21 protein-coding genes and 5 pseudogenes are annotated in these 25979 nt (G+C 70.4%); 18 read left to right on the forward strand and 8 right to left on the reverse strand.

Translation table 11 applies throughout. The features are described from left to right. The first annotated feature begins 8 nt into the window (after window positions 1-8). The 4 genes and pseudogenes from pncB (at window position 9) to ACFJI0_RS01170 (ending at window position 3297) form a co-directional block, all read left to right on the forward strand. Window positions 9-1202, forward strand: coding sequence for a nicotinate phosphoribosyltransferase (pncB, locus tag ACFJI0_RS01155; protein ID WP_382323152.1), 1194 nt, complete (start codon window positions 9-11; stop codon window positions 1200-1202). A gap of 278 nt (window positions 1203-1480) precedes the next feature. Next, window positions 1481-1705 (forward strand): annotated as a pseudogene (locus ACFJI0_RS01160) (tripartite tricarboxylate transporter substrate-binding protein); the annotation flags it as partial. 70 nt (window positions 1706-1775) lie between these two features. After that, complete coding sequence (locus ACFJI0_RS01165) at window positions 1776-2315, forward strand: tripartite tricarboxylate transporter substrate binding protein (protein WP_382325865.1); 540 nt, start codon at window positions 1776-1778, stop codon at window positions 2313-2315. Between the two features lie 4 nt (window positions 2316-2319). Beyond that, window positions 2320-3297, forward strand: a complete 978-nt coding sequence (locus tag ACFJI0_RS01170) for a D-2-hydroxyacid dehydrogenase family protein (RefSeq protein WP_382323153.1) — start codon at window positions 2320-2322, stop codon at window positions 3295-3297. Here the strand turns inward: ACFJI0_RS01170 and ACFJI0_RS01175 are convergent. The 4 genes and pseudogenes from ACFJI0_RS01175 to ACFJI0_RS01190 all read right to left on the reverse strand — a co-directional run bounded on the left by ACFJI0_RS01175 (window position 3263) and on the right by ACFJI0_RS01190 (window position 7983). Continuing rightward, window positions 3263-4099 (reverse strand): alpha/beta fold hydrolase, encoded by an 837-nt coding sequence (locus tag ACFJI0_RS01175; RefSeq protein WP_382323154.1) that lies wholly within the window; start codon window positions 4097-4099, stop codon window positions 3263-3265. The two genes, ACFJI0_RS01170 and ACFJI0_RS01175, sit on opposite strands and share 35 nt — an antisense overlap. Beyond that, window positions 4089-6189, reverse strand: a pseudogene (locus tag ACFJI0_RS01180) (acetate--CoA ligase family protein). The gene ACFJI0_RS01175 and the pseudogene ACFJI0_RS01180 overlap by 11 nt, the downstream one beginning before the upstream one ends. After that, window positions 6186-6980, reverse strand: coding sequence for an enoyl-CoA hydratase/isomerase family protein (locus tag ACFJI0_RS01185; protein WP_382323155.1), 795 nt, complete (start codon window positions 6978-6980; stop codon window positions 6186-6188). The pseudogene ACFJI0_RS01180 and the gene ACFJI0_RS01185 overlap by 4 nt, the downstream one beginning before the upstream one ends. 24 nt (window positions 6981-7004) lie before the next feature. After that, window positions 7005-7983 (reverse strand): annotated as a pseudogene (locus tag ACFJI0_RS01190) (tripartite tricarboxylate transporter substrate binding protein). A 110-nt stretch (window positions 7984-8093) separates the two neighbouring features. Between ACFJI0_RS01190 and ACFJI0_RS01195 the strand changes: the two are divergent. From ACFJI0_RS01195 to ACFJI0_RS01230, 8 genes are all read left to right on the forward strand, one after another. Beyond that, on the forward strand, window positions 8094-8894 hold the full coding sequence (locus ACFJI0_RS01195) for an IclR family transcriptional regulator (RefSeq protein WP_382323156.1): 801 nt from the start codon (window positions 8094-8096) through the stop codon (window positions 8892-8894). 93 nt (window positions 8895-8987) lie between these two features. After that, window positions 8988-9527 (forward strand): sigma-70 family RNA polymerase sigma factor, encoded by a 540-nt coding sequence (locus ACFJI0_RS01200; RefSeq protein WP_382325867.1) that lies wholly within the window; start codon window positions 8988-8990, stop codon window positions 9525-9527. A 6-nt stretch (window positions 9528-9533) separates the two neighbouring features. Next, window positions 9534-10487, forward strand: a complete 954-nt coding sequence (locus tag ACFJI0_RS01205) for a FecR domain-containing protein (protein ID WP_382323157.1) — start codon at window positions 9534-9536, stop codon at window positions 10485-10487. A 93-nt stretch (window positions 10488-10580) separates the two neighbouring features. Next, complete coding sequence (locus ACFJI0_RS01210; RefSeq protein WP_382323158.1) at window positions 10581-12419, forward strand: TonB-dependent receptor domain-containing protein; 1839 nt, start codon at window positions 10581-10583, stop codon at window positions 12417-12419. Then, a complete protein-coding gene (locus tag ACFJI0_RS01215) occupies window positions 12334-13035 on the forward strand; it encodes a TonB-dependent receptor domain-containing protein (protein WP_382325869.1) in 702 nt (233 codons plus the stop codon). Before ACFJI0_RS01210 ends, ACFJI0_RS01215 begins: the two co-directional genes overlap by 86 nt. Next, on the forward strand, window positions 13035-13298 hold the full coding sequence (locus ACFJI0_RS01220; RefSeq protein ID WP_382162083.1) for a DUF3649 domain-containing protein: 264 nt from the start codon (window positions 13035-13037) through the stop codon (window positions 13296-13298). Before ACFJI0_RS01215 ends, ACFJI0_RS01220 begins: the two co-directional genes overlap by 1 nt. Then, window positions 13295-15094 (forward strand): DUF3325 family protein, encoded by a 1800-nt coding sequence (locus ACFJI0_RS01225; protein ID WP_382323159.1) that lies wholly within the window; start codon window positions 13295-13297, stop codon window positions 15092-15094. The genes ACFJI0_RS01220 and ACFJI0_RS01225 overlap by 4 nt, the downstream gene beginning before the upstream one ends. 145 nt (window positions 15095-15239) lie before the next feature. After that, window positions 15240-15698: a hypothetical protein gene (locus tag ACFJI0_RS01230; protein ID WP_382323160.1), complete on the forward strand. Its 459-nt coding sequence runs from the start codon at window positions 15240-15242 to the stop codon at window positions 15696-15698. A gap of 12 nt (window positions 15699-15710) precedes the next feature. Here ACFJI0_RS01230 and ACFJI0_RS01235 read toward each other — a convergent pair whose 3' ends face one another. Next, window positions 15711-16685, reverse strand: a complete 975-nt coding sequence (locus tag ACFJI0_RS01235) for a Bug family tripartite tricarboxylate transporter substrate binding protein (protein ID WP_382323161.1) — start codon at window positions 16683-16685, stop codon at window positions 15711-15713. Window positions 16686-16784: 99 nt separating this feature from the next. On the opposite strand from ACFJI0_RS01235, the pseudogene ACFJI0_RS01240 reads away from it, so the two are divergent. From ACFJI0_RS01240 to ACFJI0_RS01250, 3 genes and pseudogenes are all read left to right on the forward strand, one after another. Further along, a pseudogene (locus tag ACFJI0_RS01240) lies at window positions 16785-17069 on the forward strand (hypothetical protein); the annotation flags it as partial. 46 nt (window positions 17070-17115) lie between these two features. After that, complete coding sequence (locus ACFJI0_RS01245) at window positions 17116-17979, forward strand: porin (protein ID WP_382323162.1); 864 nt, start codon at window positions 17116-17118, stop codon at window positions 17977-17979. 7 nt (window positions 17980-17986) lie between these two features. Continuing rightward, a complete protein-coding gene (locus ACFJI0_RS01250) occupies window positions 17987-18946 on the forward strand; it encodes a fumarylacetoacetate hydrolase family protein (protein ID WP_382323163.1) in 960 nt (319 codons plus the stop codon). A 101-nt stretch (window positions 18947-19047) separates the two neighbouring features. Here ACFJI0_RS01250 and ACFJI0_RS01255 read toward each other — a convergent pair. Continuing rightward, a pseudogene (locus tag ACFJI0_RS01255) lies at window positions 19048-20067 on the reverse strand (LysR family transcriptional regulator); the annotation flags it as partial. Between ACFJI0_RS01255 and ACFJI0_RS01260 the strand changes: the two are divergent. The 3 genes from ACFJI0_RS01260 to ACFJI0_RS01270 are packed head-to-tail and all read left to right on the forward strand — an operon-like array spanning window position 20044 to window position 23241. Beyond that, window positions 20044-21078, forward strand: coding sequence for a CDP-6-deoxy-delta-3,4-glucoseen reductase (locus tag ACFJI0_RS01260; protein WP_382323164.1), 1035 nt, complete (start codon window positions 20044-20046; stop codon window positions 21076-21078). The pseudogene ACFJI0_RS01255 and the gene ACFJI0_RS01260 overlap by 24 nt on opposite strands. Before the next feature lie 28 nt (window positions 21079-21106). Further along, entirely contained in the window at window positions 21107-21616 is a 510-nt protein-coding gene (locus ACFJI0_RS01265) for a VOC family protein (RefSeq protein ID WP_291119714.1), read from the forward strand. Beyond that, window positions 21613-23241, forward strand: a complete 1629-nt coding sequence (locus tag ACFJI0_RS01270) for a CocE/NonD family hydrolase (protein WP_382323165.1) — start codon at window positions 21613-21615, stop codon at window positions 23239-23241. The genes ACFJI0_RS01265 and ACFJI0_RS01270 overlap by 4 nt, the downstream gene beginning before the upstream one ends. A gap of 1 nt (window position 23242) precedes the next feature. Here the strand turns inward: ACFJI0_RS01270 and ACFJI0_RS01275 are convergent, their stop codons facing one another. Together ACFJI0_RS01275 and ACFJI0_RS01280 are read right to left on the reverse strand one after the other, a co-directional pair. Next, window positions 23243-24865: an FAD-dependent monooxygenase gene (locus ACFJI0_RS01275; protein WP_382323166.1), complete on the reverse strand. Its 1623-nt coding sequence runs from the start codon at window positions 24863-24865 to the stop codon at window positions 23243-23245. A 25-nt stretch (window positions 24866-24890) separates the two neighbouring features. Then, window positions 24891-25886, reverse strand: coding sequence for a tripartite tricarboxylate transporter substrate binding protein (locus ACFJI0_RS01280; RefSeq protein ID WP_382323167.1), 996 nt, complete (start codon window positions 25884-25886; stop codon window positions 24891-24893). Between the last annotated feature and the right edge of the window lie 93 nt (window positions 25887-25979).

Here is a 25979-nt window from a genome sequence, read left to right on the forward strand (position 1 = left end):
AAAGCACCATGAACTTCTCGCCCGTCGTGACCTCGCTGCTGGGCACCGACCTTTACAAGTTCACGATGCTGCAGCCCATGCTGCACTCGATGCCGGCCAACCAGGCGGAGTACCGCTTCGTGTGCCGCAACGAACCCGGCTACCCCTTGAGTGAGATCCGGGAGGAGGTCGAGCGCCAGCTGGCGCACCTGTGCACCCTGCGCTTCACCGAAGAGGAGCTGCAGTACCTGGGCGGCCTGCGCTACATGAAGTCCGACTTCATCGACTTCCTGCGCATCTTCCAGCTCCAGCACCGCTACGTGACCGTGGCCGCCGAGAGCGATCACCTGGTCATCGTGGCCCAGGGGCCTCAGATCCACGTGATGTTCTTCGAGATCTTCGTGCTGGCATCGTCAACGAGATCTACTTCCGGCGCCTGGCGCACGCCCGAGGTGCTGAGCGAAGGCCGCCGGCGCCTGCGCGAGAAGATCGCCCTGCTGCGCACCGTCGGCGCCCGGCGCCAGAACCCGTTCGAGTTCTTCGACTTCGGCGTGCGCCGCCGCTTCTCGGCCGCCTGGCAGGAAGAGGTGGTGGCCACGTTCGCGAAAGAGGTGCCCGAGTTCTTCAAGGGCACCTCCAACGTGTACCTGGCGAAGAAGTACGGCCTGGTGCCGATCGGCACCATGGCGCACGAGTACCTGCAGACCTTCCAGGCCGTGGGCGTGCAGCTCAAGGGCTTTCAGAAGGCGGCGCTGGAGGCCTGGGTGCAGGAGTACCGCGGCGACCTTGGCGTGGCCCTGACCGATGTGGTGGGCATGGACGCCTTCCTCGCCGACTTCGACCTCTACTTCGCCAAGCTCTTCGACGGCCTGCGCCACGACTCGGGCGATCCGGTGGCCTGGGGCGAGAAGGCGCTGGCGCATTACGAGCGCCTGAAGATCAATGCGCACACCAAGCGGCTGGTGTTCTCCGACGGCCTGGACCTGCCGACCGCGATCGGCCTCTACGAGCACTTCGCCGACCGCATCCAGACCGGCTTCGGCATCGGCACCAACCTCACCAACGACATGGGCCTGCCGACCCTGAACATCGTGATGAAGCTGGTGAGCTGCAACGGGCAGCCCGTTGCCAAGCTCTCGGACTCGCCGGGCAAGACCCTCTGCGACGACGAGACCTTCCTCGCCTACCTGCGGCAGGTGTTCCGCATCGCGGCATACCCCTGAATTCCACTCCTTGGAATTGGGGTGGTGCGCGGTGCGATCAGGCGACCTAAGCTGCGCGGAGGTGCCACGGCCACGCCGTGCCGCCTTCCCATACCTAGACCTGGAGACACCGACCGATGACCACCCAACCCCCCTTGTCGCGCCGCCGCTTCAACGCCGCGCTCGGCGCCAGCCTGGTCCTGCCGTTCGCGGCACCCGCGCTGGCGCAGTCACAGGCTTTCCCGAACAAGCCGATCCGCATCCTGGTGCCGTTCGCGGCCGGCGGCCCGACCGACCTGATGGCGCGCGCCGTCGGCAAGAACCTCTCGACCTCGCTGGGGCAGCCGGTGATCGTCGAGAACAAGCCCGGTGGCGGTGGCGTGATCGCCATGGGCGAGGTGGCGCGCGGCCCGGCCGACGGCTACACGCTGGTGTTTCCGTCCATCCTCGCGGTGACCAACCCCGCGCTCATGCCCAACTACCCGTTCGACACGCTGCGCGACTTCGCGCCGCTGACGGTGGTGGGCTACATCCCGCACGCGCTGGTGGTGCGGCCCGATTTCCCGGCCAAGGACCTGCAGGCCCTGGTGGGCGATCGCCAAGGCCGCGCCGGGCAGCGTCAACTACGGCTCCTCGGGCAACGGCACCTCGGCCCACCTCGGCGCCGCGCTGTTCGCGCAGCGCGCCGACATCAAGGTCACGCACGTGCCCTACCGCGGCGCGGCCCCGGCGGTGCAGGACCTGCTGGGCGGCCAGATCCAGTTCATGTTCCTCGACATGAGTTCGGCGCTGGCGCAGATCAAGACCGGCAAGCTGCGCGCGCTGGCCGTGGCCCCGGCCAACCGCTTCGCCGGCCTGCCCGACGTGCCCACCGTGGCCGAGCAGGGCTACCCCGGCTTCAACGTGCACGGCTGGTACGGCCTGTTCGCGCGCAGCGGCACGCCCGCGCCCATCGTGCAGGCGCTCTACACCGAGGTGAAGAAGGCGCTGGCATCGACCGAGATCCGCGAGCTGTTCCAGAACTACGGCATCGAGGCCGGCGGCATGCCGCCCGAGGACTACACCGAGATCGTGCGCAAGGACCTTGCCATGTGGAAGCGCACCGTCGACCAGCTTCAGATCACCCTGCAGTAAGTCCATGATCATTGCGATTCCCGACGACTACCAGGACTGCGTGCGGCACCTGGACTGTTTCGCCAAGCTCGCCGGCCACGAGGTGCGCATCTTCAACGACTCGGTGAAGGGCACGGACGCCCTGGCGGCGCGCTTCGCCGACGCCGAGGCCATCGTGCTCACGCGCGAGCGCACGCGCATCGACGCCGCCCTGCTCGACCGCCTGCCCAGGCTGCGCCTGATCAGCCAGACCGGCAAGCTCGCGGGCCATGTGGACCTGGCCGCGTGCACCGCGCGCGGCGTGCGGGTGGCCGAGGGCAGCGGCGCGGGCTCGGCCACGGCCGAGATCGCCTGGACCCTGGCGCTGGCCAGCCGGCGCCACTTGGTGAGCGAAGCCAACCGGTTGCGCGATGGGCAATGGCAAGGGCATCTGGGCCAGCAGCTCAGCGGCCAGCGCCTGGGCGTCTGGAGCTACGGCCGCATCGGCCGGCAGGTGGCGGGCTACGGCCGCGCCTTCGGCATGCAGGTCTGGGTGTGGGGCCGCGAAACCTCGACCGCCGCCGCGCGCGCCGACGGCTTCGAGGTGGCGCCCTCGCGCGAAGCCTTCTTCGCGCAGAGCGATGTGATCAGCCTGCACGTGCGGCTCTACGCCGACACCGTGGGCATCGTGACGGCCGAGGACCTCGCGCGCATGAAGCCCACGGCGCTGCTGGTCAACACCAGCCGCGCCGAGCTGATCGCGCGCGGCGCGCTGGCGCATGCCCTGGCGCAAGGCCGGCCGGGTTTCGCCGCGGTCGACGTCTACGAAGAAGAGCCGGTGCTGGGCGCGAACCACCCCCTGCTGCGCCTGCCGAACGTGCTGTGCACGCCACACATCGGCTACGTGGAGAAGGACAACTACGAGCGCTACTTCGGCATCGCCTTCGACAACATCCTGGCCTATGCGCAAGGCCGCCTGACCGACGGGGTCAGTCCCGCAGCCAGCCCAGCAGCAGCGGGTTGATCGCGTCGGCCCGCTCGTACTGCACCCAGTGCCCGGCCCCGTCCACGATGCGGGTGCGGGCCTCGGGCAACGGGGCGGCCAACAGGGACGCGACGGTGGCCGGCTCGGCCGTCACATCGTGTTCGCCCCAGGCCAGCAGGGTCGGCCCGGCATAGGCCGCCAACACGCCGGCGAGGCCGCCGGCGCGCGATATCTCCTTGCTGCGGAACCGTGTGCGCACGCAGGCCTCGGTGTGCACGCGCAGCGCGAGCGGGTCGATGCCGTCGGCCGGCCCGCTGAGCATGTGCATGGCGAGGTTGTGGCGCATGGCGTGTTCCACCGCCGCCGCGTCGCCCGCGCGCCAGGCCGGTTTCCAGTTGACCAGCTCGCCCTTGGGGCGGCGCGGCCCCTGGTGGCCGCCCGTGCCCAGCAAGGCCAGGCGCCGCACCTGGGGCCGCTGCGCGGCCAGGTGCGCGGCGACCAGGCCGCCGAACGAAAAACCCACCAGCTGCACCGGCGTGCCGGGGCCGATCAGGGCGTCCAGCGTGGACAGCGTGGGGGCCAGCAGCGCGGCCAGGCCTTCGCCCTCGGGCGGATCCGAATCGCCGAAGCCGGGCAGGTTCACCGCCCACACGGTGTGCTCGGCGGCAAGAGCCTCGATGTTGCGCACCCAGTGCAGCCAGCTGCCGTGGCCGCCGTGCACCAGCACCACCGGGCTGCCGCTGCCGAAGCCGCGCCAGCAGACCTGGCCGCCGGCCCAGGCCACGCGCTCAGTGCGGGCCCGCGCCGACAAGCTGTCGATCAGCGCCGGGTCAGTCCGCATGCGCGAGCACCACCACGCCGTCGGCGGCCTTCACGCCCTGGCCTTCGGGCAGCACGAACACCGGGTTGATCTCGGCCTCGATCAGCCGCTCGCCGAGCTGCGCGGTCATCTGCGAGAACGCGACGATGGCCGAGACCAGGGCCTCGACGTCGGCCTTGGGCCGACCCCGGTAACCGTCGAGCAGGGGCCAGGTCTGGAGCTCGCGCAGCATCCCGTGCGCCACCTCGCGGCTCAGGCCGCCTTGTGGGGGCAGCATGCGCAGCGTGGTGTCCTTGAACAGCTCGGCGGTGATGCCGCCCATGCCCAGCAGGATGGCCGTGCCCAGCGCATCGCGGTGCATGCCGAGGATGAGCTCGGTGCCGCCCGACACCATCTCCTGCACCAGGAACCGCGTGGGCGCCACCCCGGCCTTGGCCCGCACCTCGTCGGCCATGCGGGTCAGGCGCGCGCCGATCTGTTCGGGCGTGACGTTGACGGCCACGCCGCCCACGTCGCTCTTGTGCGTGATCTCGCCCGTGAGGATCTTCAGCACCACGCGCTCGCCCAGCGCGCGCGCGGCCCGCTCGGCTTCGGCGGGGCTGCCCACCACGGTCTCGGTGGTGCAGGGAATGCCGAAGCGCGTGAACAGCTGCTTGCACTCGGCCTCGTTCAGCGAGCCGCTGCCGATGTCGTGCACCGCCACCGGCGCGCCCAGCGGCGCGGCGGCGTGTTCGCTCCAGCGGCGGGTCTGCAGCATGCTGTTGAGGGCCACGCTGCAGCTCTCGGCGTCGGCGAAGGCCGGCACGCCGCGCTGCGTCAGCAAGGCGGCCACCTGCGGCGCGTGCGGGCTCACGTAGGCGATCACGGGTTTGTCGCTCAGCGGCAGGCAGTCCTGGATCGCATTGGCCATCAGCTCGGGCATGGCCAGGCTGGACGAGCCCACGATGATGGTCAGCGCGTCGTAGCTCGGGCTCTCCAGCAGGGCGCGGATGGCGCCGCGCAGCAGCTCGGGCTGCAGGCCGGCCAGCGTCACGTCGATCGGGTTGCGGTCCAGCGCGGCCTGCTCGCCGGTCTGCAGCGCGCGCAGTTTCGCGGCGGTGGCCTCGTCGGGCGGTGGGGTCTCGAGACCGGAGACGCCGTAGCTGTCCGACACCAGCGTGCCGGCGCCGCCGGTGGAGGTGAGGACCGCCAGCGCGCGGGCCGCGCAGCACGCGGCCGGTGGACAGCGCCACCGGAATGTCCAGCAGGTCGCTGAAGGTCTGCGCGCGGATCACACCCACTTCCTTGAACAGCGCGTCGTACATGCGGTCGGCGCCGGCGAGCGCGCCGGTGTGCGAGACGGCTGCCTGGGCGCCGGCCTCGGAGCGGCCGATCTTGAACGCCACCACCGGCTTGCCCGCGCGCGCGGCCTTCAGCGCGGCCTGGCGGAAGCGTTCGGGGTGGCGCACGCTTTCCACGTACAGCGCGATGACCCGCGTGGCCTCGTCGTCGGCCAGGTGGTCCACGAAATCGGCGAGGTCCAGGTCCACCTCGTTGCTGGTGGAGATCAGCTTGGACAGGCCGATGCCGCGCGCCGCCGCGCGCGAGAGCAGCGCGCCCAGGATGCCGCCGCTTTGCGAGACCACGCCCACCGGGCCCGCCGGGAAGTGGTCCATCTCCAGCGCGCCGCTGGCCGAGAGCACGATGTTGTCGGTGAGGTTGACCAGGCCGATGGTGTTCGGGCCGAGCAGGCGCATGCTGCCCGCGGCCTCGCGCAGCTGCGCCTGGCGGCGCGCGCCTTCTTCGCCGGTCTCGGTGTAGCCGCTGGCCAGCACGATGGCGGCGGCCGTGCCGCGCGCGGACAGGTCCGACACGGCCTTGTGCGCGCGCTCGGCGCCGAGCAGCACGATGCCCACGTCGGGCACGGCCGGCAGCGAGGCCACGTCGGGGTAGCAGCGCAGGCCGTCGATGTGCTCGGCGCGCGGGTTGATCGGGTAGATGTCGCCGGTGAAGCCGTGCTTGCGCAGGTAGGCCACCGGGCGGCCGGCGGTTTTGCCCGCGTCGGCCGAGGCGCCGATGACGGCGACGCTGCGCGGCTGCAGCAGCCGGGAGATGGGGGTCACGGGGTTCATGCCTGGGGCGCGGCTTTGTTCAGGAAGGCCATCACCGAGTCGCGGTGCTCGGTGCTGGTGTAGCAGATGCCCTGGGCCTGGCTGCCCTGGGCGAAGACCTGCTGCGCCGGCAACTCGAAGGTCTGGTTCAGGATGGTCTTGCTCAGCGCGAGCGCGGTGGCCGAACCCTGGCTGAGTTCGCGCGCCCAGGCCTGGGCGTCGGCCAGCAGCCGCTCCGCCGAGGTCTTGCGGTCCACGATGCCGAGCGAGAGCGCCTCGTCGGCGTCCACCTTGCGGCCGGTGAAGATCAGCTGCTTCGCGGTGGACAGGCCCACGCGGCGCGGCAGGAAGTACATGCCGCCGCCGTCGGGCACGATGCCGCGGTGGATGTACGACCAAGTGAAGCTGGCCCATTCGCTGGCGATGACGAAATCGCAGGCGAGGGCGGTGTCGGCGCCCAGACCGGAGGCCGCGCCGTTCACGGCCGCGATCACCGGCTTGGGCATGGTGTGCAGCAGCATCTGCGTGTGGTGCACGCGCTGCTGCCGGTGCCAGCCGTTGAAACCCACCTCGCCAGCCGGGGCGTTCATGCGCTTTTCCATGCCGGCCACGTCGCCGCCCGCGCAGAAGCCCTTGCCGGCGCCGGTGAGCACCAGCGCGCGGATGGCCTTGTCGGCCGCGACCTGCTCCAGCGCGTGGATGAACTCCGCGCGCATGGCGTCGCTCATGGCGTTGCGTTTGTCGGGCCGGTTCAGCGTGAGCGTGGCGATGCCGGTGTCAACCTGCAGATCGATCAGGGGAGGCGTGGACATGGTGGGTTCCAGAGAGAGGGGAGGTCAGTTCGAGGTGATGTTGTTTTCTTTGACGATCTTGCGCCAGCGCGCTTCTTCGGCGCGCACATAGGTCTCCAGCTCGGCCGGCGCCCCGGCGCTGATCACCAGGCCTTCCTGCTCGACCTTCTTGCGGAACTCGTCGGTGCGCACGGCCTTCTTCGCGGCGGCGTTGAGCTTGGCGATCACGTCGGGCGGCGTGCCGGCGGGCGCGTACAGGCCGTACCAGCTCTCCATCACGTAGCCGGGAATGGTCTCCGCGATGGCCGGCACGTTCTTGAGCACCGCCGAGCGCTCGGCGCCGGTCACGCCCAGCGCGCGCAGCTTGCCGCTCTCCAGGCCCGAGGACACGGCGGTGGCGGTGCCGAAGATCATGTCCACCTGGCCGCCCATCAGGTCGGTGAGCGCCGGGCCCGCGCCGCGGTAGGGGATGTGCTTCATCTGCACCTTGGCGAGGTTGTCGAACATCTCGCCGGCCAGGTGGGCCGAGGTGCCGTTGCCCTGCGAGGCGTAGTTGAGCTTGCCCGGGTTGGCGCGGGCCGCGTCCAGCACGTCCTTGACGGACTTGTACGGGCTCTCGGCGCGCACCACCAGCACGTTGGGGCCCTTGCCGATCAGGATCACCGGCGCGAAGGCCTTGTCGTTGTCGTAGGGCAGCTTGGGCATCAGGCTGGGGTTGACCGCGTGGGCGAAGGTGGAGATCACCAGCGTGTAGCCGTCGGCCGGGCTCTTGGCGCACGAGGTCGGTGCCGATGATGGTGCCCGCGCCGGGCTTGTTCTCGATCACCACCGTCTGGCCCAGCTCCTTGGACATGCCCAGGCCCAGGGTGCGCGCGATCAGGTCGGTGCCGCCGCCGGGCGCGAAGGGCACGACGAGGCGGATCGGTTTGTCGGGGAACTGGGCCAGCGCGGCGGTGGTGGCGAGCGCCGCCGACACGAAGAAGAGGCTGATCCGCGCGACGGCGGTTCGACGGGAAAGGGGCATGGTTGTCTCCGGTAGGGCCATGGGGAAAACGGTGTTTTTCTCAGGGAAGCATGCTACGTTCGATGCTTCCCGGCCGCACCCCTCCAATTCCAAGCAGTGGAATCACGAACATGAAGACCACCCCCGTTCCGACCCCGTCCGAGGACAGCTTCGGCAGCTCGCCCACCAACCGTTCGCTGGAGCGCGGCATCCTGATCCTGCGGGCGTTCCGCCCTGGCTCGAGCTGGCTGGGCAACGGCGACCTCGCGGAGCGCACGGGCCTGTCGCCCTCCACCATCAGCCGCCTCACGCAGACCCTGGTGGGCGCGGGCCTGCTGCAGCACGACCGCCGGCGCCGCGCCTACCGGCTCGCGCCGCCGGTGCTGAGCTTCGCGCACGCCATGCGGGCCGGTTCCCAGGTGCTCGCGGTGGCCGCGCCGCGCATGCGCGCGCTGGCCGAAAGCCAGCGCGTCAACGTGGGCCTGGCAGCGCCCGACCACGACGAGATGGTGTACCTCGAATCCATCCGCTACAACCGCCGCGTGGCGCTGCGCAACGTGGTCTCGGGGCAGCGGGTGCCGATGGAACTCACCTCGCTCGGCCGGGCCTACCTGTCCACGGTGTCGGCCGGCCGGCGCAAGGCCTTGTTCGGCGTGTTCCAGCGGCGCTGCGGCAGCCACTGGCCCGAGGTGCAGGCCGACATCCTGGCGGCCATCCGGCAGGTGCACGAGCAGGGCTTCTGCGCGGCGTCCTGGCAACCCGAGGTGGTGGCGATGGCCATGCCGCTGAACACGGTGGAGGGCGTGCACGTGCTCAACCTCAGCGTCTCCACCGAGGAGCCGCTGGCGCGCGTGGTGCGCGAGCTGTCGGGCTCGCTCACCGCGCTGGCGGCCCAACTGCAGGGCGCGCTGGCGCGGGAGACCGGGCCTTAGCCTGGGCCCATTCGCGCCCGTCGCGCCGAGCCGCTCGACCGACGTTTCTTGCTGCTATATTAGGAATAATTCTCATTCCGACAATTGGGCCGCCTGCTTGCCAGCGGCAGGAAAGCACCGTGCGCAACCCCCGAGATCGCGCTTGAGCAGCAACAGCTCACCACCCTGTATGTGGACCACCACGGCTGGCTCCAGGGTTGGCTGCGCGGCAAGCTGGGCGACTCCTTCGTGGCCGCCGACCTGGCGCACGACACCTTCGTGCGCCTCATGGTGTCGAGCTGGCGGCCGGGCAAGCTCGGCGAGCAGCCTCGCGCGCTGCTGACCCACATCGCCAAGGGCCTGGTGGTGGACCACTGGCGCCGCCAGGACGTGGAGCGCGCCTACCTGCAGGCCCTGACCCACCTGCCCGAGCCCGAAACCCCTTCGCCCGAGACGCGGCTGCTGATCCTGGAAGCGCTGTGCCGCATCGACGCCATGCTGCGCAGCCTGCCGCCGCGCACGCGCGATATCTTCCTGCTCGCCCAGCTCGATGGCCTGACCTATGGCCAGATCGCGGCGCAGCTCGGCACCTCGCTGATCACCGTCAAACGGCACATGCGTGTGGCCTTCGCGGGCTGCCTCGCGCTGGCCTGACCCGCCATGGCCGTGTCCGCGACCGACATCGATCCGGCGATCCTGAACGAGGCCGCCGGCTGGATGGTGCTGCTGCAGGCCGGCGAGGCCGGCGAACGCGAACTGGCCGAGCTGGGGCGCTGGCGCGAGCGCAGCCCCGCGCACGAAGCCGCCTGGCGGCGCGCCGAAAGCATGCTCGAGACCTTTCGCCGGGTGCCGCCCCGGCTGGGCCGCGACACCCTGTCGCGCCTGGGCCGCCCGGGCCGCCGGCACCTGCTGGGCCTGCTGGCCCTGGCCGCGCCCGTGGCCTGGTTGAGCTGGCGCGAGGCGCCCTGGCAGGAATGGACCGCCGATCTGCGCACCGGCGTCGGCGAGCGGCGCTCGATCGACCTGGCCGACGGCACCCGCCTGGTGCTCAACACCGCCAGTGCCGTGAACCTGGCCTTCGGCGCCGAGAGCCGCCGCCTGACGCTGCTGGCCGGCGAGATCCTGATCACCACCGGCCGCGACCCCTCGCCCACGCCGCGGCCCTTCACCGTGCGCACCGCCCAGGGCAGCGTGCGCGCGCTGGGCACCCGCTTCATGGTGCGCCACCTGGGCGACGCCACCCGCGTGGCCGTGTTCGACGGCGCGGTCGAGGTGCGCCCCGCCGAGTCCGACCAGGCGGTCCTGCTGCGCGCGGGCGAGCAGATGCGGTTCACGGCCCACGCCATGCAGCCGGTGCAAGCCGTGGAGGCGACGGCCACGCTGTGGGAGAAAGGCATGCTGCTGGCGCGCGACATGCCGCTGGGCGAGTTGGTCGCCGAGCTCGCGCGCCACCACCGAGGTGTGCTGCGCTGCGACCCGGCCGTTGCCGCCTTGCCCGTCTCCGGCGCCTTCGCGCTCGGCGACGTGCCGGCCAGCCTGGCCTTGCTGGAGCAGACCCTGCCCTTGCGCATCGCCCGCGCCACGCCGTACTGGATCACGGTGCAGGCCCGCTGATACCTTTTTCGGGCTCGTCCGGTGTACCGGTTGAAAGGCGCGTCGCTCACGCGCTCCCCTCCGCGTCCGCACACCCGATGAAAGGTTCACCGCATGGTCTTCCCTCCCACCCGCCGCCCCCATGGGGGCGCATCCCCGGTCTTCGAGTTCAGGGCGCTGAGCCTGGCCATCGGCTGCGCGCTGATGGGGTTGGCCGGCATGGCGGCCCTGGTGCCCGCCCCGGCGCGGGCCGCCGAAGCGGTGGCGGGGCAGCGCTACGCCCTCGCGCCCGGCAAGCTCAGCGATGTGCTGGCCCAGTTCGCGGCCACGGCCGGCGTGCCGCTGTCCTTCGACCCGCGCCAGCTCGCCGGCCTGAACAGCCCGGGACTGCAGGGCCAGTACACCCCGCGTGAGGGCTTCTCGCGCTTGCTGGCGGGCAGCGGGTTCGAGCTGGTCGAGGCGGCTGGCGGTTTTTCCCTGCGCCGCGCGCCCGCACCCGCCGCGGCACCCCAGGCGCCGGACGCCCAGGCACCCACCGAAGCGACCGAACTGCCCCAGGTGACCGTGACCGCCAAGCTCTACGGCGCGCGCGAAACCCAGACCCTGGACACCTCCAGCGCGTCCGTCGGCATCGTCACCGCCGAGGACATCGAGGAAGGCCAGATCCGCAACCTCCAGGACTCCCTGCGGCGCCTGGGCAACGTCGAGGACGCCGCCTTCCTCAACTCCGGCTTCGTCATCCGGGGCATGAGCACCGAAGGCTTCGTGCCCTCCGGCGCGCCCATGGGCTCGATCTACATCGATGGCGTGCTGCAGGCCCGCTACAGCTCGCGCTTCGGGGCCCGCAACCTCTGGGATGCGCAGCAGGTCGAGGTCTACCGCGGCCCGCAGTCCACGCTCAGCGGACGCGCGGCCACGGCCGGTGCCGTCTACATCAAGACCAAGGACCCGGTCTTCGACAAGGAGGCCGAGCTCTCGGCCACGCTGGGCAACCACCGCCAGACCGGCACGGCCTTCGTGCTCAACACGCCGCTGGTGGACAACACCGCGGCGCTGCGCCTGTCGGGCGCCTTCGAGCGCGGGCGCACGACGGTGGCCTATCCCGGCTACCAGGCGTTCGCGGGTTACGACGATCTGCGCACCGAGATCAGCCAGAACCTGCGCGCCAAACTGCTGCTGCAGCCCTCGGGCAGCACGCGCGCCATGCTCAGCTACGCGTACTCCAACGACCGCCCGAACGAGCGCCTGATCGGCGTCGGCCCGGGTTTCGACCTCGACGACGAGCGCGGCGACTGGTACGCCATCCCCACCTACGCCGAGTTCCGCCAGACCAAGGTGCACAACGGTGGCATGGAGATCACGCATGAACTGTCGCCCGAGCTGCGGCTGACCTCGCAGACCGGCCTGCACAAGGGCATCACCCGCCGCCGCTCGGTGGACCAGGGCACACCGGGCCTGCTCGACGGCATCGACGGCAAGGTCAACGACACCCTGCTCACGCAGGAAGTGCGGCTGAATTACGAGCGGGACCGCTGGAAATGGGTGGGCGGCGTGTTCGCCAGCCACCAGAACTACGACTCCCGCTTCGGCGCGATCGCCGTGCCCTTCCTGCAACTCGGCGAGACCTTCAACCGCAAGACCACCAACCTGGCCCTCTTCGGCGAAGCCACGCACGAGTTCGTGCCCACCTGGAGCGTGACCGTGGGCGGCCGCTGGGACTACCTGCGCGAGAAGACCGTGCAACGCAACGCGGAGTCCTACCCCTTTGGCGCGGTGCCCAACCAGTACGAGAACCGGGCCGACTTCAGCGAGACCAACTTCGTGCCCAAGCTCGGCCTGGCCAAAACAGCTCGCGCCGGGGCACCTGCTGGGCGCCACGTACTCCGAGGGCTTTCGCACCGGCGGCTTCTACGTCAACTACAACACCGGCCGGGCCGCGTACTACGGGCCTGAGACCGCGCAGAACCACGAGCTCTATTACAAGGGCCGCTTCCTCGACGAGCGGCTCACGCTCAACGCCAACCTGTTCTTCACCACCTACAAGGACCAGCAGATCGAGATCCGGCCCGACCCGAACAACCAGTCCTACCGCGAGACCTCGAACGCCGCTTCCTCGCGGGCCTGGGGCTTCGAGATCGAACCGGCCTTCCAGGTCAACCGGCGCTTCTCGGTGTCCGCCTCGCTGGGCTACCTGCACACCCGGTTCAAGGAATTCAACCACGCCAGCTACGGCGACCTGTCGGGCCAGCCCTTCCCCGAAGCCCCCAAATGGACCCTGGGCTTCGGCGGGCGCTACCAGCTGCGCAACGGCTTCTTCGTCGGCGGCGACGCCAAGTACATGGCGGGTTACGTGGGCCGCTTCGGCATCGCGCCCCAGGACCCCATCGACTCGCGCTTCATCGCCAACGCGCACGTCGGTTACCGGCACGACAACTGGGAACTCAGCCTGTTCGCCGAGAACCTGTTCGACGAGCGCTACAACACCTTCATCGACCGCGATGCCACCCCCATCTACGCGCAGATGGGACCGCGCCGCAGCGTCGGTGTGAACCTGCGCGTGAAGTTCTGATGAACCAGATCCCGGCGCGCGCGCTCGCCGGCGTGGCGGGTGGCTACGTGCTGGCCCAGTGGCTCCCCCTGGCGCTGATGGAGGCGCTGCCCCTGGACCGCGTGGACACCGTGGCGCTGGCCCTGCTGATGAGCTTCGCGGTGTACGTGGCGGCCATCCTCTGGTGCTTCGCCGCGCGCAGCGCCTGGCGCGCCTGCGCCGGCCTCGCGCTGGTGGGCCTGCCTTGCGGTGCGCTGCTGCTGGCGCTGGGGCGCTGGCCATGACGGGTGGCTTCCGCCAGAGCACGTCCTGGGTGCACACCTGGGCGGGCCTGCTGCTCGGCTCGCTGCTGTACTTCATCTTCCTCACCGGCACGGCCGGCTATTTCGACAGCGAGATCGACCGCTGGATGCGCCCGGAGCTGCCACCGCCACCCGCCCCGGTCGACAGCGCGCGGGCCGCCGACGCGGCGCTGCGCTACCTGAACGCGCACGAGGCCGGTGCCGAGCGCTGGGCCATCCAGCTGCCCGGCCACCGCGACACGCCGCACCTGGTGGCCTCGTGGCCGCACGACGGCCACATGGAAGAGCAGGCGCTGGATGCCGACAGCGGCGAGCCCCTGGCGACGCCGCGCGAGACGGGCGGCGGGCAGCTGCTCTACCGCATGCACTGGCGGCTGCACTACCTGCCCGCGGGCGCGGCGCTGTGGCTGGTGGGCGCGGCCACGGTGTTCCTGCTGGTGTCCCTCGTCTCGGGCGTGGTCGCGCACAAGCGCTTCTTCGCCGACTTCTTCACCTTCCGCGCGGGCAAGGGGCAGCGCTCCTGGCTCGATGCCCACAACGTGCTGGGCGTGATGACCTTGCCCTTCCAATTCATGATCACCTACTCGGGGCTGATCTTCTTCGCCGTGACCTTGATGCCCTGGGTGGTGTCGGCCCACTACGGCGCCGGCCCGGCGGGGCAGGGCCAGTTCCTCGCCGAGTTCACCGCCTGGCAGGCCCCGGCCGCGCCCTCCGGCACACCCGCGCCCCTGGCCCCGGTGGCGCCCATGCTGGCGCAGGCCGAACAGCGCTGGGGCCTGGGCAGCGTGCAGGCCGTGGAGGTGCTGCACCCCGGCGATGCCAGCGCGCGCGTGCAGATCGCACCGGTGCTCACCGGCCCGCTGCGCAACGTGGAGGTGATGGTGTTCGATGGCGCCAGCGGCGCCCTGCTGGAGACCCGGGCGCCCAGCCGTCGTGGCACGCTGACCGTGGCCGAAGGCCTGCTGGGCCTGCACGAGGGCCTGTTCGCCGGGCCCGTGCTGCGCTGGCTCTACGCGCTGTCGGGCCTGCTCGGCACCGCCATGGTGGCCACGGGGCTGGTGTTGTGGACGGTGAAGCGGCGCCAGAAACTGGAGCGCGACCAGGGCCGGCCGCACCGTGGGCTGCGCCTGGTGGAGCGGCTGAACGTGCGCAACCGTGTTCGGCCTGCCCGTGGCCATCGGCGCCTACTTCTGGGCCAACCGCCTGCTGCCGATCGACCTGGCCGACCGCGCCGGCTGGGAGGCGCACGCCCTCTTCATCGCCTGGGGCGCCACGCTGCTGCACGCCTGCCTGCGGCCACCACCGCGCGCCTGGGTGGAGCAAGGCGCGCTCGCCGCCGGGGCGCTGGGCCTGTTGCCGGTGTTGAACGCGCTCACCGGCGGGCAGCACCTCGGTGCGTCCTGGGCGCGGGGCGACTGGGCGATGGCGGGATTCGATCTCACCGCGCTGGCGCTGGGGAGCGCCTTCGCGTGGATCGCCTGGCGCCTGCACCGGCGGGCGCGGCGAACGGGGGTAGGCGCGTGATGCCGCTGCTCGCGTTGGCGCTGGCCTGCGTCGGCTTCGCCGGCCTGGCGCTGGCCATGGACCGCCACCACCAGCGGCTGTGCAAGCGCCCCGCCTCGCGCGCCGCACGCTGGCTGGGGCGGGCGGTGGGCCTGCTCGGCCTGGGGGCGGCGCTGGCCGTGTGCCTGCTGGGCGCCGGTGGGGCCGTGGGGCCGGTGCTGTGGCTGGGCCTGCTCTCCGTCGCGGGCGTGGTCGTCGTCCTGGCGCTCGCTTGAGGGTGGCGCGCGGTGGTGTCCGCGCCGCACGCATCGCGGTGCGGAATTCACGCTTTCCAGGGCTTTCTGTGCTTCCCGGCCAGCGCGCGCCCCGTGCCGGAGCCAGGGTCTGCAGAATGAAGGCAGTTGAACTTCTCTGCTGTCCATGCCCGTCATCCCGTTTCCGTTGAGCAACCCCCGGCACAGCGCGCCGACCGAACTTCCCCCGGACCCACCCGTGCGCCTGCGGCCCGACGAGGTGGAGGCCCTGACCCAGCTGGACTTCTACCACCGCGCGCGGTCCCATGAGGACAACGGCACGCTGCTCATCGAGGCCGAGGACGAGGCCCAGCTGGCGCGTTACCTGGAGTTCCACGGCCTGCGCCTGCCCCGCGCGGTGGCGGCCAAGCAGGTGCTCGAGCTGTGCAACGACCTGCGCTGGTCGTACGGCGAGGCGGTGCGCTGCGCGGCGCGCGGCGACACCGACATCGCCACGCGCTTCCCCGGCCTCAGCGCCGAGAAGCTGGACTACGTGCGCGCGATCGCCAGCCAGGAAAGACACAGGGCGAGGGACCTCGCGAGAAAGCTCTTCGCCAGCCGGGGCGGCGAGGTGTTCCTGTACTGAACGTTTTCATCGTCATTCGCTGGCCTTGATCTTCAGTGTCTTGATGACCTGGCCCCAATGGTCCTGCTGCTGCTTCATCTCCAGCGCGAAGGCCTCGGGTGGGAGCGGCCGGGGCTCGGCGCCGATGGCGCGCAGCTGCTGCACCACGTCCGGCAGGGCCAGCACCTTCTGCAGCGCCGCCGCCGTCCTGTTCACCACCTCTTTGGAGGTCTGTGCCGGCGCGAACAGGCCCCACCAGCCGCGCATCTCCATTTCCGGAAAGCCCGCCTCGCGCGCGGTGGGCACGTCGGGCAGCAAGGGGTTGCGCTCCGCGCCGGTGGTGACCAACGGGCGCAGCTTGCCGGCCCTGATCAGCGCCAGGTAGGACGAGGTGTCGGCGATCGACATGTCGATGTGGCGCGCCAGCGTGTCCTGCATCACCTGGGCGCCGCCCTTGTACGGCACGCGCGTCATCTGGAGCTGGCGCGTGTGCACCAGCTGTTCGCCGGCGATCTGCACCATGAGGATGGCCGTGCCGTAGGACACCTGGCCCGGCCGCTCCTTCACGTAGGCCACGAACTCGCCCAGGGTCTTGGCGGGCACGGCGGGGTGCACCACCACCACGGCGGTGCTCTCGCTGATCTTGCCGATGGGGCTGAAGTCTTTCACCGGGTCGTAGCTGATGTTGCTGTAGGCGAAGGGGTTCATCACCATGGTCGACATGTGCGCCATCAACAAGGTGTTGCCGTCGGCCGGCGCCTTGGCCGCCTGGCTGGCACCGATCATCATGTCGCCGCCCGGCCGGTTCTCCACCACGATGGGGTGGCCCAGCAGATCGCGCAAGGGCGTGGCGAGGATGCGCGCGATGTTGTCGCCACCCGAGCCCGGCGGCAGCGGCACCAGCAGCCGGATGGGGCGGCCCGCGTCCTGCGCGAACGCCAGGCCGGCGGTGGTGGTGAGTGAGGTCGCGGCCATCGCCGCGACAAGGCTTCTTCTGCTCAGGCGCATGGGTCTGTCTCCTGTGTTTGTGTTGGGCTGTCCGCATGCTAGGCCGGCTGCTCGCGCGCTTCAAACGAAGATTGGTGATGCGCCCCATCCGTTTTGAAAATGTCCCGCCGACATTTCGCAAACGCATGCGCCGCATCACGAGCTTTCATTGGTTTTCCGGAAGTCGAATACCTAGCATCCCGCTGCCCGTATTCAACAACCAGGAGACACCTTTTGAACACCACGAAAAGCGGCATCGCCGTCGCGGCGGCGCTGGCCCTCACGGGCCTGCCCGCCACGGCACAGAGCAACACCGGCCCCACGCTGTACGGCACCGTCGACGGCGGCTTCTACGCCAGACAGCTCGCGGGCGAATCACGCGTCTCGCGCGTGGACGGCGGCATGATGACCACCTCGCGCTGGGGCATCCGCGGCTCCGAAGACCTGGGCGGTGGGCTCACCGCGCTGTTCGACCTCGGTGCGCAACTTCCGCCTGGACACCGGCGAGGTCGGCCGCCACCCGGGCGACAACGCCGCCGGCCGCTTCTTCTCGCGCTACAGCTTCGTCGGTGTGCGCGGCGCCTTCGGGCAGTTCCGCGCGGGCCGCATTCCCACCGGCAGTTTCGTCAACACGCTGAGCTTCACGCCCTTTGGCGACTCCACCACGCTGGGCCCGTTCATGCTGCACACCTTCGTCGGCTCGCAGCCCATGCTGGCCTCGCACGGCATCAGCGACGGCAGCTGGAACAACTCGCTGGTCTACAACACGCCCACGCTGGGCAACTTCTCCGGCTCGCTGCAGGTCGCACCGGGCGAAGCCGCGCCCGAAGGGCGCCGTTTCGATGGCACGGCGAACTACCGCTCGGGTCCTTTCGCGGCGGCGCTGAGCGTCAGCAGGATCCGCGCGGCGGCGTACAACGTGCCGCGTTCGCGCACCGACCCGGCGGGCGCGCCCTACGTGATCGAAGCCGAGTCGAGCACGCTCGGCAGCGTGTCCTACGACTTCCAGGTGGTCAAGCTGTTCGGCCAGTGGGCCAAGGCCACGCTGCGCCCGCGCGGCCAGGCCGAGATCGACCTGGACACCGTCGGTGTGCACGCGGCCGTGCCCTTCGGCGCCGGGCGCTTCATCGCCTCGTGGGTGCGCACCGAACGTACGCAGGCCGGCACCACCGAGCGCGATCGCACCACGCTGGCCGCGGGTTACCTGCACAGCCTGTCCAAGCGCACCGATGTGTACGCCGTGGTGATGAACGACCGGGCCACCGGCCTGCGTACCGGCACCGGTTACGCCCTCGGCATGCGCCACCACTTCTGAGATCCCCATGAAACTCGTGACCATCGATTCCGTGCGCGGCGGCGAGCCCGGTGCCCTGTTGCCTTCGGGCGAGGTGCTGGCGCTGCGGCGCGCGGCCCAGGCCGACAGCCTGGAGGCCTGGCTGCCCGAGAGCCTGCGCGAGCTGCTGGCCGGCGGGTCCGCCGCGCTGGCCCTGGTGCGCGGCCTCGTGGACCGTGTGCAGGCCGACCCCGGCCTGCAGGACCGCCTGCGCCAGCGTGGGGCGCTGATGCCACCGGGCACCCGCCTGCTCGCGCCCGTGCCCAACCCCGGCCTGGTGGTGGCCGCGGGCCTGGCCTACAAGTCGCACCTGGCCGAAATGGCCGGCACGCCCGCGCCCCGGCAGCCCACCGGTTTCCTCAAGGTGGCGGCCTCCATCGTCGGGCCGGAACACGCGGTGGCGCTGCCCGCCGACGCGCCCGCGCACGTGGACTACGAGGGCGAGCTCGCGGTGGTCTTCGGCCGGCGCTGCCACCGCGTGAGCGCGGACCAGGCGATGGCCTGCGTCGCCGGCTACACCGTGGCCAACGACATCTCCGCGCGCGACTGGGTGCGCGACGTCTGGGGCGCGACGCAGCCCTGGGAGGCGCGCCAGACCTGGGAGGTCAACATCATGGGCAAGCAGTTCGAGGGCTTCACGCCGCTGGGGCCGGTGCTGCTCACGGCAGACGAAGTGCCCGACGTGGGGCGCCTGCACATCACCACCCACCTCAACAGCGCGCTCATGCAGTCCTCGCCCGTGAGCGACCTGATCTTCAGCCTGCCCGAGACCATCGCGCACTTCTCGCGCTGGTACTGCTTCAACGCCGGCGATGTGCTGCTGACGGGCACACCGGCCGGCGTGGGGGCCGGGCGCAAGCCCCCGGTGTTCATGAAGGCGGGCGACGTGATCGAGGTCGCCATCTCCGGCATCGGCACGCTGCGCAACACCCTGGTGGCGGCGCGCTGACGAAGGCGCTTCAGCCGGGTTCGCCCGGCGATGCCGCCGTCTCCCCGTCGTGCAGCGTGCGCCAGCGTGAGTTCGCGCAGCCAGATGTTGCCGCCATCGGCGTGCGCGCGGTCGTGCCATTGCTGGCGCACCGAAAACGGCGGCACCTCGAACGGCAGTTGCGCCGAGCGCAGCTGGTCGCGCGAGGCCATCATGGCCTGGCCGAGCCGGCACGGCACGGTGAGCACCAGGCGCGATTCGCTCAACAAGGCCGACAGGCCCAGGGAGTGCGCGGCCGTCAGAACCACCTTGCGCCGCGCCAGCAGGTCGGCCGCCATCAGCGTGGACTGCAGGGCCGCATCGCTGGCGCCGCTGGGCCGGTAGGCCAGGTGTTCGGCGCCGAAGTACTCGTCGAAGCTCATGCGCTCGGAGCGGATGTGGTGGTCCACGTGCATGAGCGCGAAGAAGGTCTCGTCGAACAGGTGCTGCGCATGGAAGCCCGCGCCCATGGGCGCCCAGCTGCCGATCGCCAGGTCGACGCCGCCGTCCGCCATCAGGTGGCGTGTTTCTTCCGGCGAGGTGCCGATGATCTCGAACTGCACATGCGGCGCCTGCGCGCGCGCCGCCGACATCAGGCGCGGCAGCACCACCAGCTGCCCGACGTCGTTCATGGCGATGCGGAACAGGCGGTCGCTGGTGGCGGGATCGAAACGCCGCACCTGGTCCAGCGCCTGGTTGAACTTGGCCAGGCCTTCTTCGACCAGGCCGATGAGCTGCTTGGCGATGGGCGTGGGCACCATGCCCTTGGGCGTGCGCACGAACAGCGGGTCGTCGAAGCGCTCGCGCAGGCGCTTGAGCGCGTTGCTCACGGCCGACTGCGTCATGCAGACCTTTTCACCGGCGACGGTCACGCTGCCGGTGACGTAGATGGCCTGAAAGACAAGGAACAGGTTCAGGTCGACGGTGTTGATGTTCATGGGTGGGGGCAGTGTAGGCAGGCTGGCGAGCGCGTCCATTGGGGAAAGCCACGAAGGCCACGGCGGCCATTTCGCGGCGACATGGCGCCCATCACGACTATTTGTTGGACGGCCTCGCGGCGCGCTGCCAAAGTCTCGCGCATGAGCTTCACCATCACGCTGCATCCGGCCGACCAATCCTTTGCCTGTGGTCCCGGCACCGACATCCTGCGCGCCGGCCTGGCCAGCGGCGTGGCGATGCGCTACAGCTGCCGCTCGGGCGTGTGCCGCACCTGCCGGGGCCGCCTGGTGTCGGGCCAGGTGGACTTCGGCGACGTGCACCCGCACTACCTGTCCGACGAAGAAAAGGCGCAGGGCCATGTGCACCTGTGCTGCGCGCGCCCGCTGACGGACTGCAGCTTCGAGATCGAACCCTTCGACCCCCACCTGGTGCCGGCGCGCACGCTGCCGGTGCGGGTGCTGCGCATGGAGCGGCTCGCGCCCGACGTGATGCGCCTGCTGCTGGGCACGCCACCGAACGAGCCGTTGAACTGGCGCGCTGGCCAGTACCTCGAGATCGTGCTCGGCGACGGACTGCGGCGCTGCTACTCCATGGCCAGCGCACCGCGCGCCGGTGGCCGGCGGCAGATCGAGCTGCACATCCGCCACATGCCCGGCGGCCGCTTCACCGACCACGTGTTCGGGCAGTTGCGCGAACGCGACCTGCTGCGCGTGGAGGCGCCCCAGGGCAGCTTCTTCCTCGACGCGCAGAGCGACAAACCCGTGGTCATGCTCGCCTCGGGCACCGGCTTCGCGCCCATCCAGGCCATGGTGGAAGACAGCCTGGCCCAGGGCCTGCGCCGGCCCATCGACGTGTACTGGGGCGGCCGCCGGCGGATCGACCTCTACCTCGATGCGCAGGCGCGCCAATGGGCCGCCGAACACCCCCACATCCGCTACGTGCCGGTGCTCAGCGAAGCGGGCGACGACCCCGCCTGGGCCGGTCGCACCGGCTTCGTGCACCGCGCCGTGCTGCAGGACCACCCCGACCTGTCGCGGCACCAGGTGTATGCCTGCGGCGCACCGCCCATGGTGGACGCGGCCCGCCGCGACTTCGGCGAGGCCGGCCTGCCGGCCAACCAGTTCTTCGCCGATGCCTTCATCTCCGAGGCCGACCGCCGCCCGGCCCCGCACTGACCTTCAACCGAGAGAGAGACCCATCGCCATGATCGCTGGATTCGTCCCCGACAACTGCCGCGTCGAACCGCCGGCGCGCCACTCCGTGCTCAAGCCTTTGTGCCTGAGCCACGGCACGCTGGAGTGCTTCAACCTCACGGCCTCGCGCCGCTTCTACGAAGAGTTCCTGGGGCTCGAATGCGCGCGCCACGCCAAGCCCGCGATGTCGATCCGCCTGGGCATGCGCTTCCATGTGGTGTGCGTGGAGGTGGGCGACCAGATCCACCCCTGCAACGTGCTCAACCACTGGGGGCTGGACGTCGCCTCGCGCGACGAGGTGGACCACGCGCACGCGCTGGCGCTGCGGTTCAAGGACACCTACGGCATCCGCCAGGTGCTCCCCATCCAGGACATGCACGGCGTGTACTCGTTCTACTTCGAAGACCTCGACCACAACTGGTGGGAGATCCAGTACTACGAGAATGGCTTCGTGCACGACGACTACTTCGATTTCGGCGACCGCTTCGACATGACCCCCTCTGAGGAAACCCGCGCATGACCACCGTGAACGTCACCCCGTTCGAGATCCAGTTCCGCACCCGCGACGGCCTGCTGCTGCGCGCCGACGTCTACCTGCCGCCCGGCGGGCGGGGCGCCTTCCCCACGCTGCTGGCCGCTTCGCCGTACCAGAAGTCCCTGCGCCGCCTGCCCGCCATGGGCGTGTTCCCCTTCATCGAATACGGCCCCATCCAGCTGTACCTGGACCACGGCTACGCCTACGTCATCCTGGACCTGCCGGGCTCGGGCGTGTCCGAAGGCATCTGGGACCCGTGGTCCAAGGCCGAAGGCGAGGCCACGCACGACGCGATCGAACACATCGCCACCCAGCCCTGGTCCAGCGGGCGCATCGGCATGATCGGCCAGTCCTACTACGCCATGAGCCAGTGGAACGCCGCGCGCACGCGCCCGCCGCACCTCACCACCATCGTGCCGTACGACGGTTCGTGCGACCCCTACCGCGACTTCCTGTACCACGGGGGTGTGCCCATCCAGGGCTTCCTGGGTTCCTGGCTGATCGGTTCGGTGCTGCTGCAGCACACCGCCGAAGGGCACGACGTGCGCGGCGGCGCGCGCCACGAGGTGCTGCCCGACGTGTTGTCGCACACGCTGGACGACGGGTGGCACCGCCGCCGCGCCGCCTTCTGGGAACTCGGGAACATCGACATCCCGGTGTTCTCCATCGGCGTCTGGGGCAAGGCCTCGCTGCACCTGCGCGGCAACGTCAACGGCTTTGCCGGTGTGCGCGGCCCGCGCCGCCTGCTCATCACCGAGCCCGACACCTTCCACAAGGCACAGCACTATTTCGCCGAAGAGGCCCTGCACCGCGAGGAGCTGCTGCCCTGGTACGACCACCACCTCAAAGGCGTGGACAACGGCGTCATGGACCAGGCGGCGGTGCGTTACTTCGTCAACGGGCGCGGGCGCTATGCGAGCACCGACGCCTGGCCCCCGGCCGACGCGGCGCCGCGCGCTTTCTACCTCAGCGGCGCGCGCAGCGGCGTGGTGAACTCGCTCAACGACGGCTCGCTGACGGATGCCGTGCCGGCCGAGGCCACCGCCACCACCGCATGGACCTACCCCGACGAACAGTGGGTGGCCGGGGTGACCACCTTCGTCAACGGCGTGCCCGACCACGTGGCCCGCATCAACACCTTCACCACGGCGCCGTTTGAGAAGGAAAACGAGTTCACCGGCCAGGGCACCCTGGTGCTGCACGCCTCGTCCGATCAGACCGACTTCGACGTCTTCGTCAAACTGAGCCTGCTGCCCGCGCCGGGCCGCCCCGGGCCCGCGCGCAAGATGAGCCAGGGTTGGCTGCGCGCCTCGCACCGGCGCGAGGACCCGGCGCTGACGCAGGAGCTGCGCCCCTTCCACACCCACGACCAGGTCGAGCCCGTGGCGCCGGGTCAGGTGGTGGAGCTGCGCATCGAACTCATGCCCATGGGCTTCGTCGTGCAGCCCGGCGAGCGCCTGCGGCTGGAGATCACGAACAACGACTCCACGATGATCGACCAGCCGATGACGCACTGGTATGGGCAGAAGGTCGGCACCGACACCTACCACCACGACCGGCTGCACCCGTCGCGGCTGCTGCTGCCGCAACGGGCGGCCAGCAGCCCCTGATTCAGCCGCCGCGCGCCATCGCCAGCACCGCGCGCGCCTGCGCCGCATCCACCACCCCCGGCGTGTCCGAGGTCCAGGCGACGAAGCTGTCGGGCCGCACCAGCACCAGGCGGGCTTCGTAGCGCGCGGCCTCGCCGGTCCGGGTGTCTTCCACCACGTTCAGCGGCAGCGTCAGGGCGGCCGCGGCCTCGCGGAACGCCTGCGCCTCCGCGGCGCTGGCGCCCAGCGCGATCAGGGTGTAGCCCGGCCCGAAGGCCTCGTACACGTTGCGCCCGGAGGACAGGACCGCCGGCGCGATGTGGTGGCCGGCCCGCGCGACGAACTGGTGCGAGCCCACCGAGCTCGGGCCTTGTCCGCTGCCGTTGGGCTGCACCACGGGCGAGCCTTCGTAGTTCGGCTCGAAGGCGTGCACCTCGCCCACCGCGCCTTTCGCGCGCGCCTGCCAGGCGGCGTCGAACCGCGCCTGGTCGACGGCTGGGTCGTGCGTCTCCAGGAACTCGCGGTCGGTGTCGATCGACTTGGCGATGAAGTCGCGGATCGTGGAGCCGAACACCGGGCGGCGTTCCGCATCGTAGGAGTCGAGCAGCTCCCCGCCGCCCCAGCCCTGCAGCGTGGACGCCAGCTTCCAGCCCAGGTTGCGCGCGTCCTCCAGGCCGGAGTTCACGCCATAACCCCCGTAAGGCGGGTGGCTGTGGGCGGCGTCGCCCGCGATGAAGACGCGGCCCTGGCGGTAGCTGTCGGCCAGCATGAAGCGCAGGTCCCAGAAACCGATGTGCTCGAACTCGACCTCGAACGGCGCGCCCACGGCTTCGTGCAGGTAGGCCGCGAAGTCGAAGTTGTCCTTGGTGGTGCCCGGCGGCACCGGCGCGTGGAAGAACCAGGTGCTGCCCAGGTCCACCCGGCCGAAGAATTTCCAGTAGCCCTTGAGGCCCGGCTGCAGCACGTTGTAGTAGGACTTGCCGGGGTAGCGCTTGAGCAACTCGTGCAGCCCTTCGGACTTGAACACCAGCAGCACCATCATGCGGTCGTGGTCGGTGCGGGTCTGGGTCATGCCGGCCTTGTCGCGGATCACCGAGCGCGCGCCGTCGCAGCCCACGGCATAGGCCGCGCGCAGCTGCCGGCGGCCCGAGCCGCCGCGCTCTACCACGCTCACCGTCACGCCGTCGGCGTCCTGCTGCACGTCCTCGGCCTCCCAGCCGTACAGGGTGTGCACGCTGGGCAGCTCGGCCACGCGGCGGCGCAGCACGGCCTCGGTGGCGTACTGCGGCAGCCGCTCGTTGCCGGTGAAGTAATAGGGCTTGACCAGGTCGCGCTGCAGCCAGTCGTAGTGCGGCCCCAGCAGGGTGCCGTAGGCCGTCAGGCCGCCGATGCCGTACTCCGGCGGAATGGTGCGCGCGGCGCGCAGCGCCGGCTCCGCGCCCCAGGCGTGGAAGTGCTCCATGGTGCGCTGGGTCAGGTTCTGGCCCTTGGGGATCGGCTGCGGCTGCGGGTAGCGCTCCACCACCACGCAGCGCACGCCGCGCTGGCCCAGCTCGATCGCCAGGCCCGTGCCCACCGGGCCGCCACCGACGATGACCACCTCGGTGTCGAACGTGCTGTCGGCCTTGTTGCTGTGTTTGCTCATGTGTGGCTCTTCTCTCTGTTCTCTCTTACTCGGCGGTGATGCCCTGGGCCTTGATCAGGCTGGCCCAGCGCTGGGCGTCGGTGGTCATCAGCTGCTGGAACGCCTCCGGGGTGGAGTGGGCGGGCGTCATGCCCTGGGTCTCGAACGCGGTCGCGATCGCGGGCTGCGCCAGGATGTCGCGCAGCTCCTTGTTCAGCTGGTCGATCAGCGCGCGCGGCGTGGCCGCGGGCGCCAGCACGCCGTACCACATGTCCACGTTCAGGTTGCCCAGGTTCAGGCTGCTGAGCGGCGGCACGTCGGGCAGCAGCGGGTTCGCCTGGCTCGAGCTGATGGCCAGCGCCTTGAGCTTGCCCGCCTTGATGTGCTGCAGCGCCACGTGGATCGGCAGGAACATCAGTTCGATCTGTCCGCCCAGCAGGTCCGTCACGGCCGGCGCCGTGCCCCGGTAGCCGATGTGCGTGATGGAAATCTTGGCGCGGTTCTTCAGCAGCTCCATCGCCAGGTGGTGCGGCGTGCCGGCGCCGGGCGAGCCGTAGTTGAGGGCGCCGGGGCGCGCGCGGGCGCGCTCCAGCAGGCCTTTGAGCGAATCGATCTTGGTGTTGGGGTGGGTCACCAGCAGCAGCTGGCCCCAGCTCGTGAGCGAGACGGCCGCGAGGTCCTTGACCGGGTTGAAGCCCGCGTTCGGGTACAGCGCGGCGTTCATCACCAGCGTGTTGACGCTCACCAGCAGCGTGCTGCCGTCCGGCGTGGCGCGCACGACTTCCTGGGTGCCGATGTTGCCGGAGGCGCCGGCCTTGTTCTCGACGAAGAAGGGCCGTTTCAGGCGCTCGGCCAGCTGGGGCGCGATCTGGCGCGCGATCAGGTCGATGCCGGTGCCGGGGGTGAACGGCACCACCAGGCGCACCGGTCCGTTGGCCGGGCCCTGGGCCCGCACGAAAGGCGCGGCCACCGTGGCCAGGCCACCGAGCACGAGGCTTCGGCGCAGCGGGGAGGGGGGAAGGAAGGCGGGAGGGGTTTTCATGGTGCGGTCTCCATTGATGAGGGAGAATTACAGCAACACCTTTGACATTCATCAAACGGAAGATTTTGAACAACTCTTCAAGAAAATTGATCA

The sequence above is a fragment of the Hydrogenophaga sp. UC242_53 genome (genome assembly GCF_042696965.1).
Taxonomy (GTDB): Bacteria; Pseudomonadota; Gammaproteobacteria; order Burkholderiales; family Burkholderiaceae_C; genus Hydrogenophaga.

What these genes read in the sequence shown, in the direction of transcription:
- pncB (WP_382323152.1), top strand. Translation starts at nt 9, where the DNA reads ATGAACTTCTCGCCCGTCGTGACCTCGCTGCTGGGCACCGACCTTTAC.
- ACFJI0_RS01170 (WP_382323153.1), top strand. Translation starts at nt 2,320, where the DNA reads ATGATCATTGCGATTCCCGACGACTACCAGGACTGCGTGCGGCACCTG.
- ACFJI0_RS01175 (WP_382323154.1), bottom strand. Translation starts at nt 4,099, where the DNA reads ATGCGGACTGACCCGGCGCTGATCGACAGCTTGTCGGCGCGGGCCCGC.
- ACFJI0_RS01185 (WP_382323155.1), bottom strand. Translation starts at nt 6,980, where the DNA reads ATGTCCACGCCTCCCCTGATCGATCTGCAGGTTGACACCGGCATCGCC.
- ACFJI0_RS01195 (WP_382323156.1), top strand. Translation starts at nt 8,094, where the DNA reads ATGAAGACCACCCCCGTTCCGACCCCGTCCGAGGACAGCTTCGGCAGC.
- ACFJI0_RS01205 (WP_382323157.1), top strand. Translation starts at nt 9,534, where the DNA reads ATGGCCGTGTCCGCGACCGACATCGATCCGGCGATCCTGAACGAGGCC.
- ACFJI0_RS01210 (WP_382323158.1), top strand. Translation starts at nt 10,581, where the DNA reads ATGGTCTTCCCTCCCACCCGCCGCCCCCATGGGGGCGCATCCCCGGTC.
- ACFJI0_RS01220 (WP_382162083.1), top strand. Translation starts at nt 13,035, where the DNA reads ATGAACCAGATCCCGGCGCGCGCGCTCGCCGGCGTGGCGGGTGGCTAC.
- ACFJI0_RS01225 (WP_382323159.1), top strand. Translation starts at nt 13,295, where the DNA reads ATGACGGGTGGCTTCCGCCAGAGCACGTCCTGGGTGCACACCTGGGCG.
- ACFJI0_RS01230 (WP_382323160.1), top strand. Translation starts at nt 15,240, where the DNA reads ATGCCCGTCATCCCGTTTCCGTTGAGCAACCCCCGGCACAGCGCGCCG.
- ACFJI0_RS01235 (WP_382323161.1), bottom strand. Translation starts at nt 16,685, where the DNA reads ATGCGCCTGAGCAGAAGAAGCCTTGTCGCGGCGATGGCCGCGACCTCA.
- ACFJI0_RS01250 (WP_382323163.1), top strand. Translation starts at nt 17,987, where the DNA reads ATGAAACTCGTGACCATCGATTCCGTGCGCGGCGGCGAGCCCGGTGCC.
- ACFJI0_RS01260 (WP_382323164.1), top strand. Translation starts at nt 20,044, where the DNA reads ATGAGCTTCACCATCACGCTGCATCCGGCCGACCAATCCTTTGCCTGT.
- ACFJI0_RS01265 (WP_291119714.1), top strand. Translation starts at nt 21,107, where the DNA reads ATGATCGCTGGATTCGTCCCCGACAACTGCCGCGTCGAACCGCCGGCG.
- ACFJI0_RS01270 (WP_382323165.1), top strand. Translation starts at nt 21,613, where the DNA reads ATGACCACCGTGAACGTCACCCCGTTCGAGATCCAGTTCCGCACCCGC.
- ACFJI0_RS01275 (WP_382323166.1), bottom strand. Translation starts at nt 24,865, where the DNA reads ATGAGCAAACACAGCAACAAGGCCGACAGCACGTTCGACACCGAGGTG.
- ACFJI0_RS01280 (WP_382323167.1), bottom strand. Translation starts at nt 25,886, where the DNA reads ATGAAAACCCCTCCCGCCTTCCTTCCCCCCTCCCCGCTGCGCCGAAGC.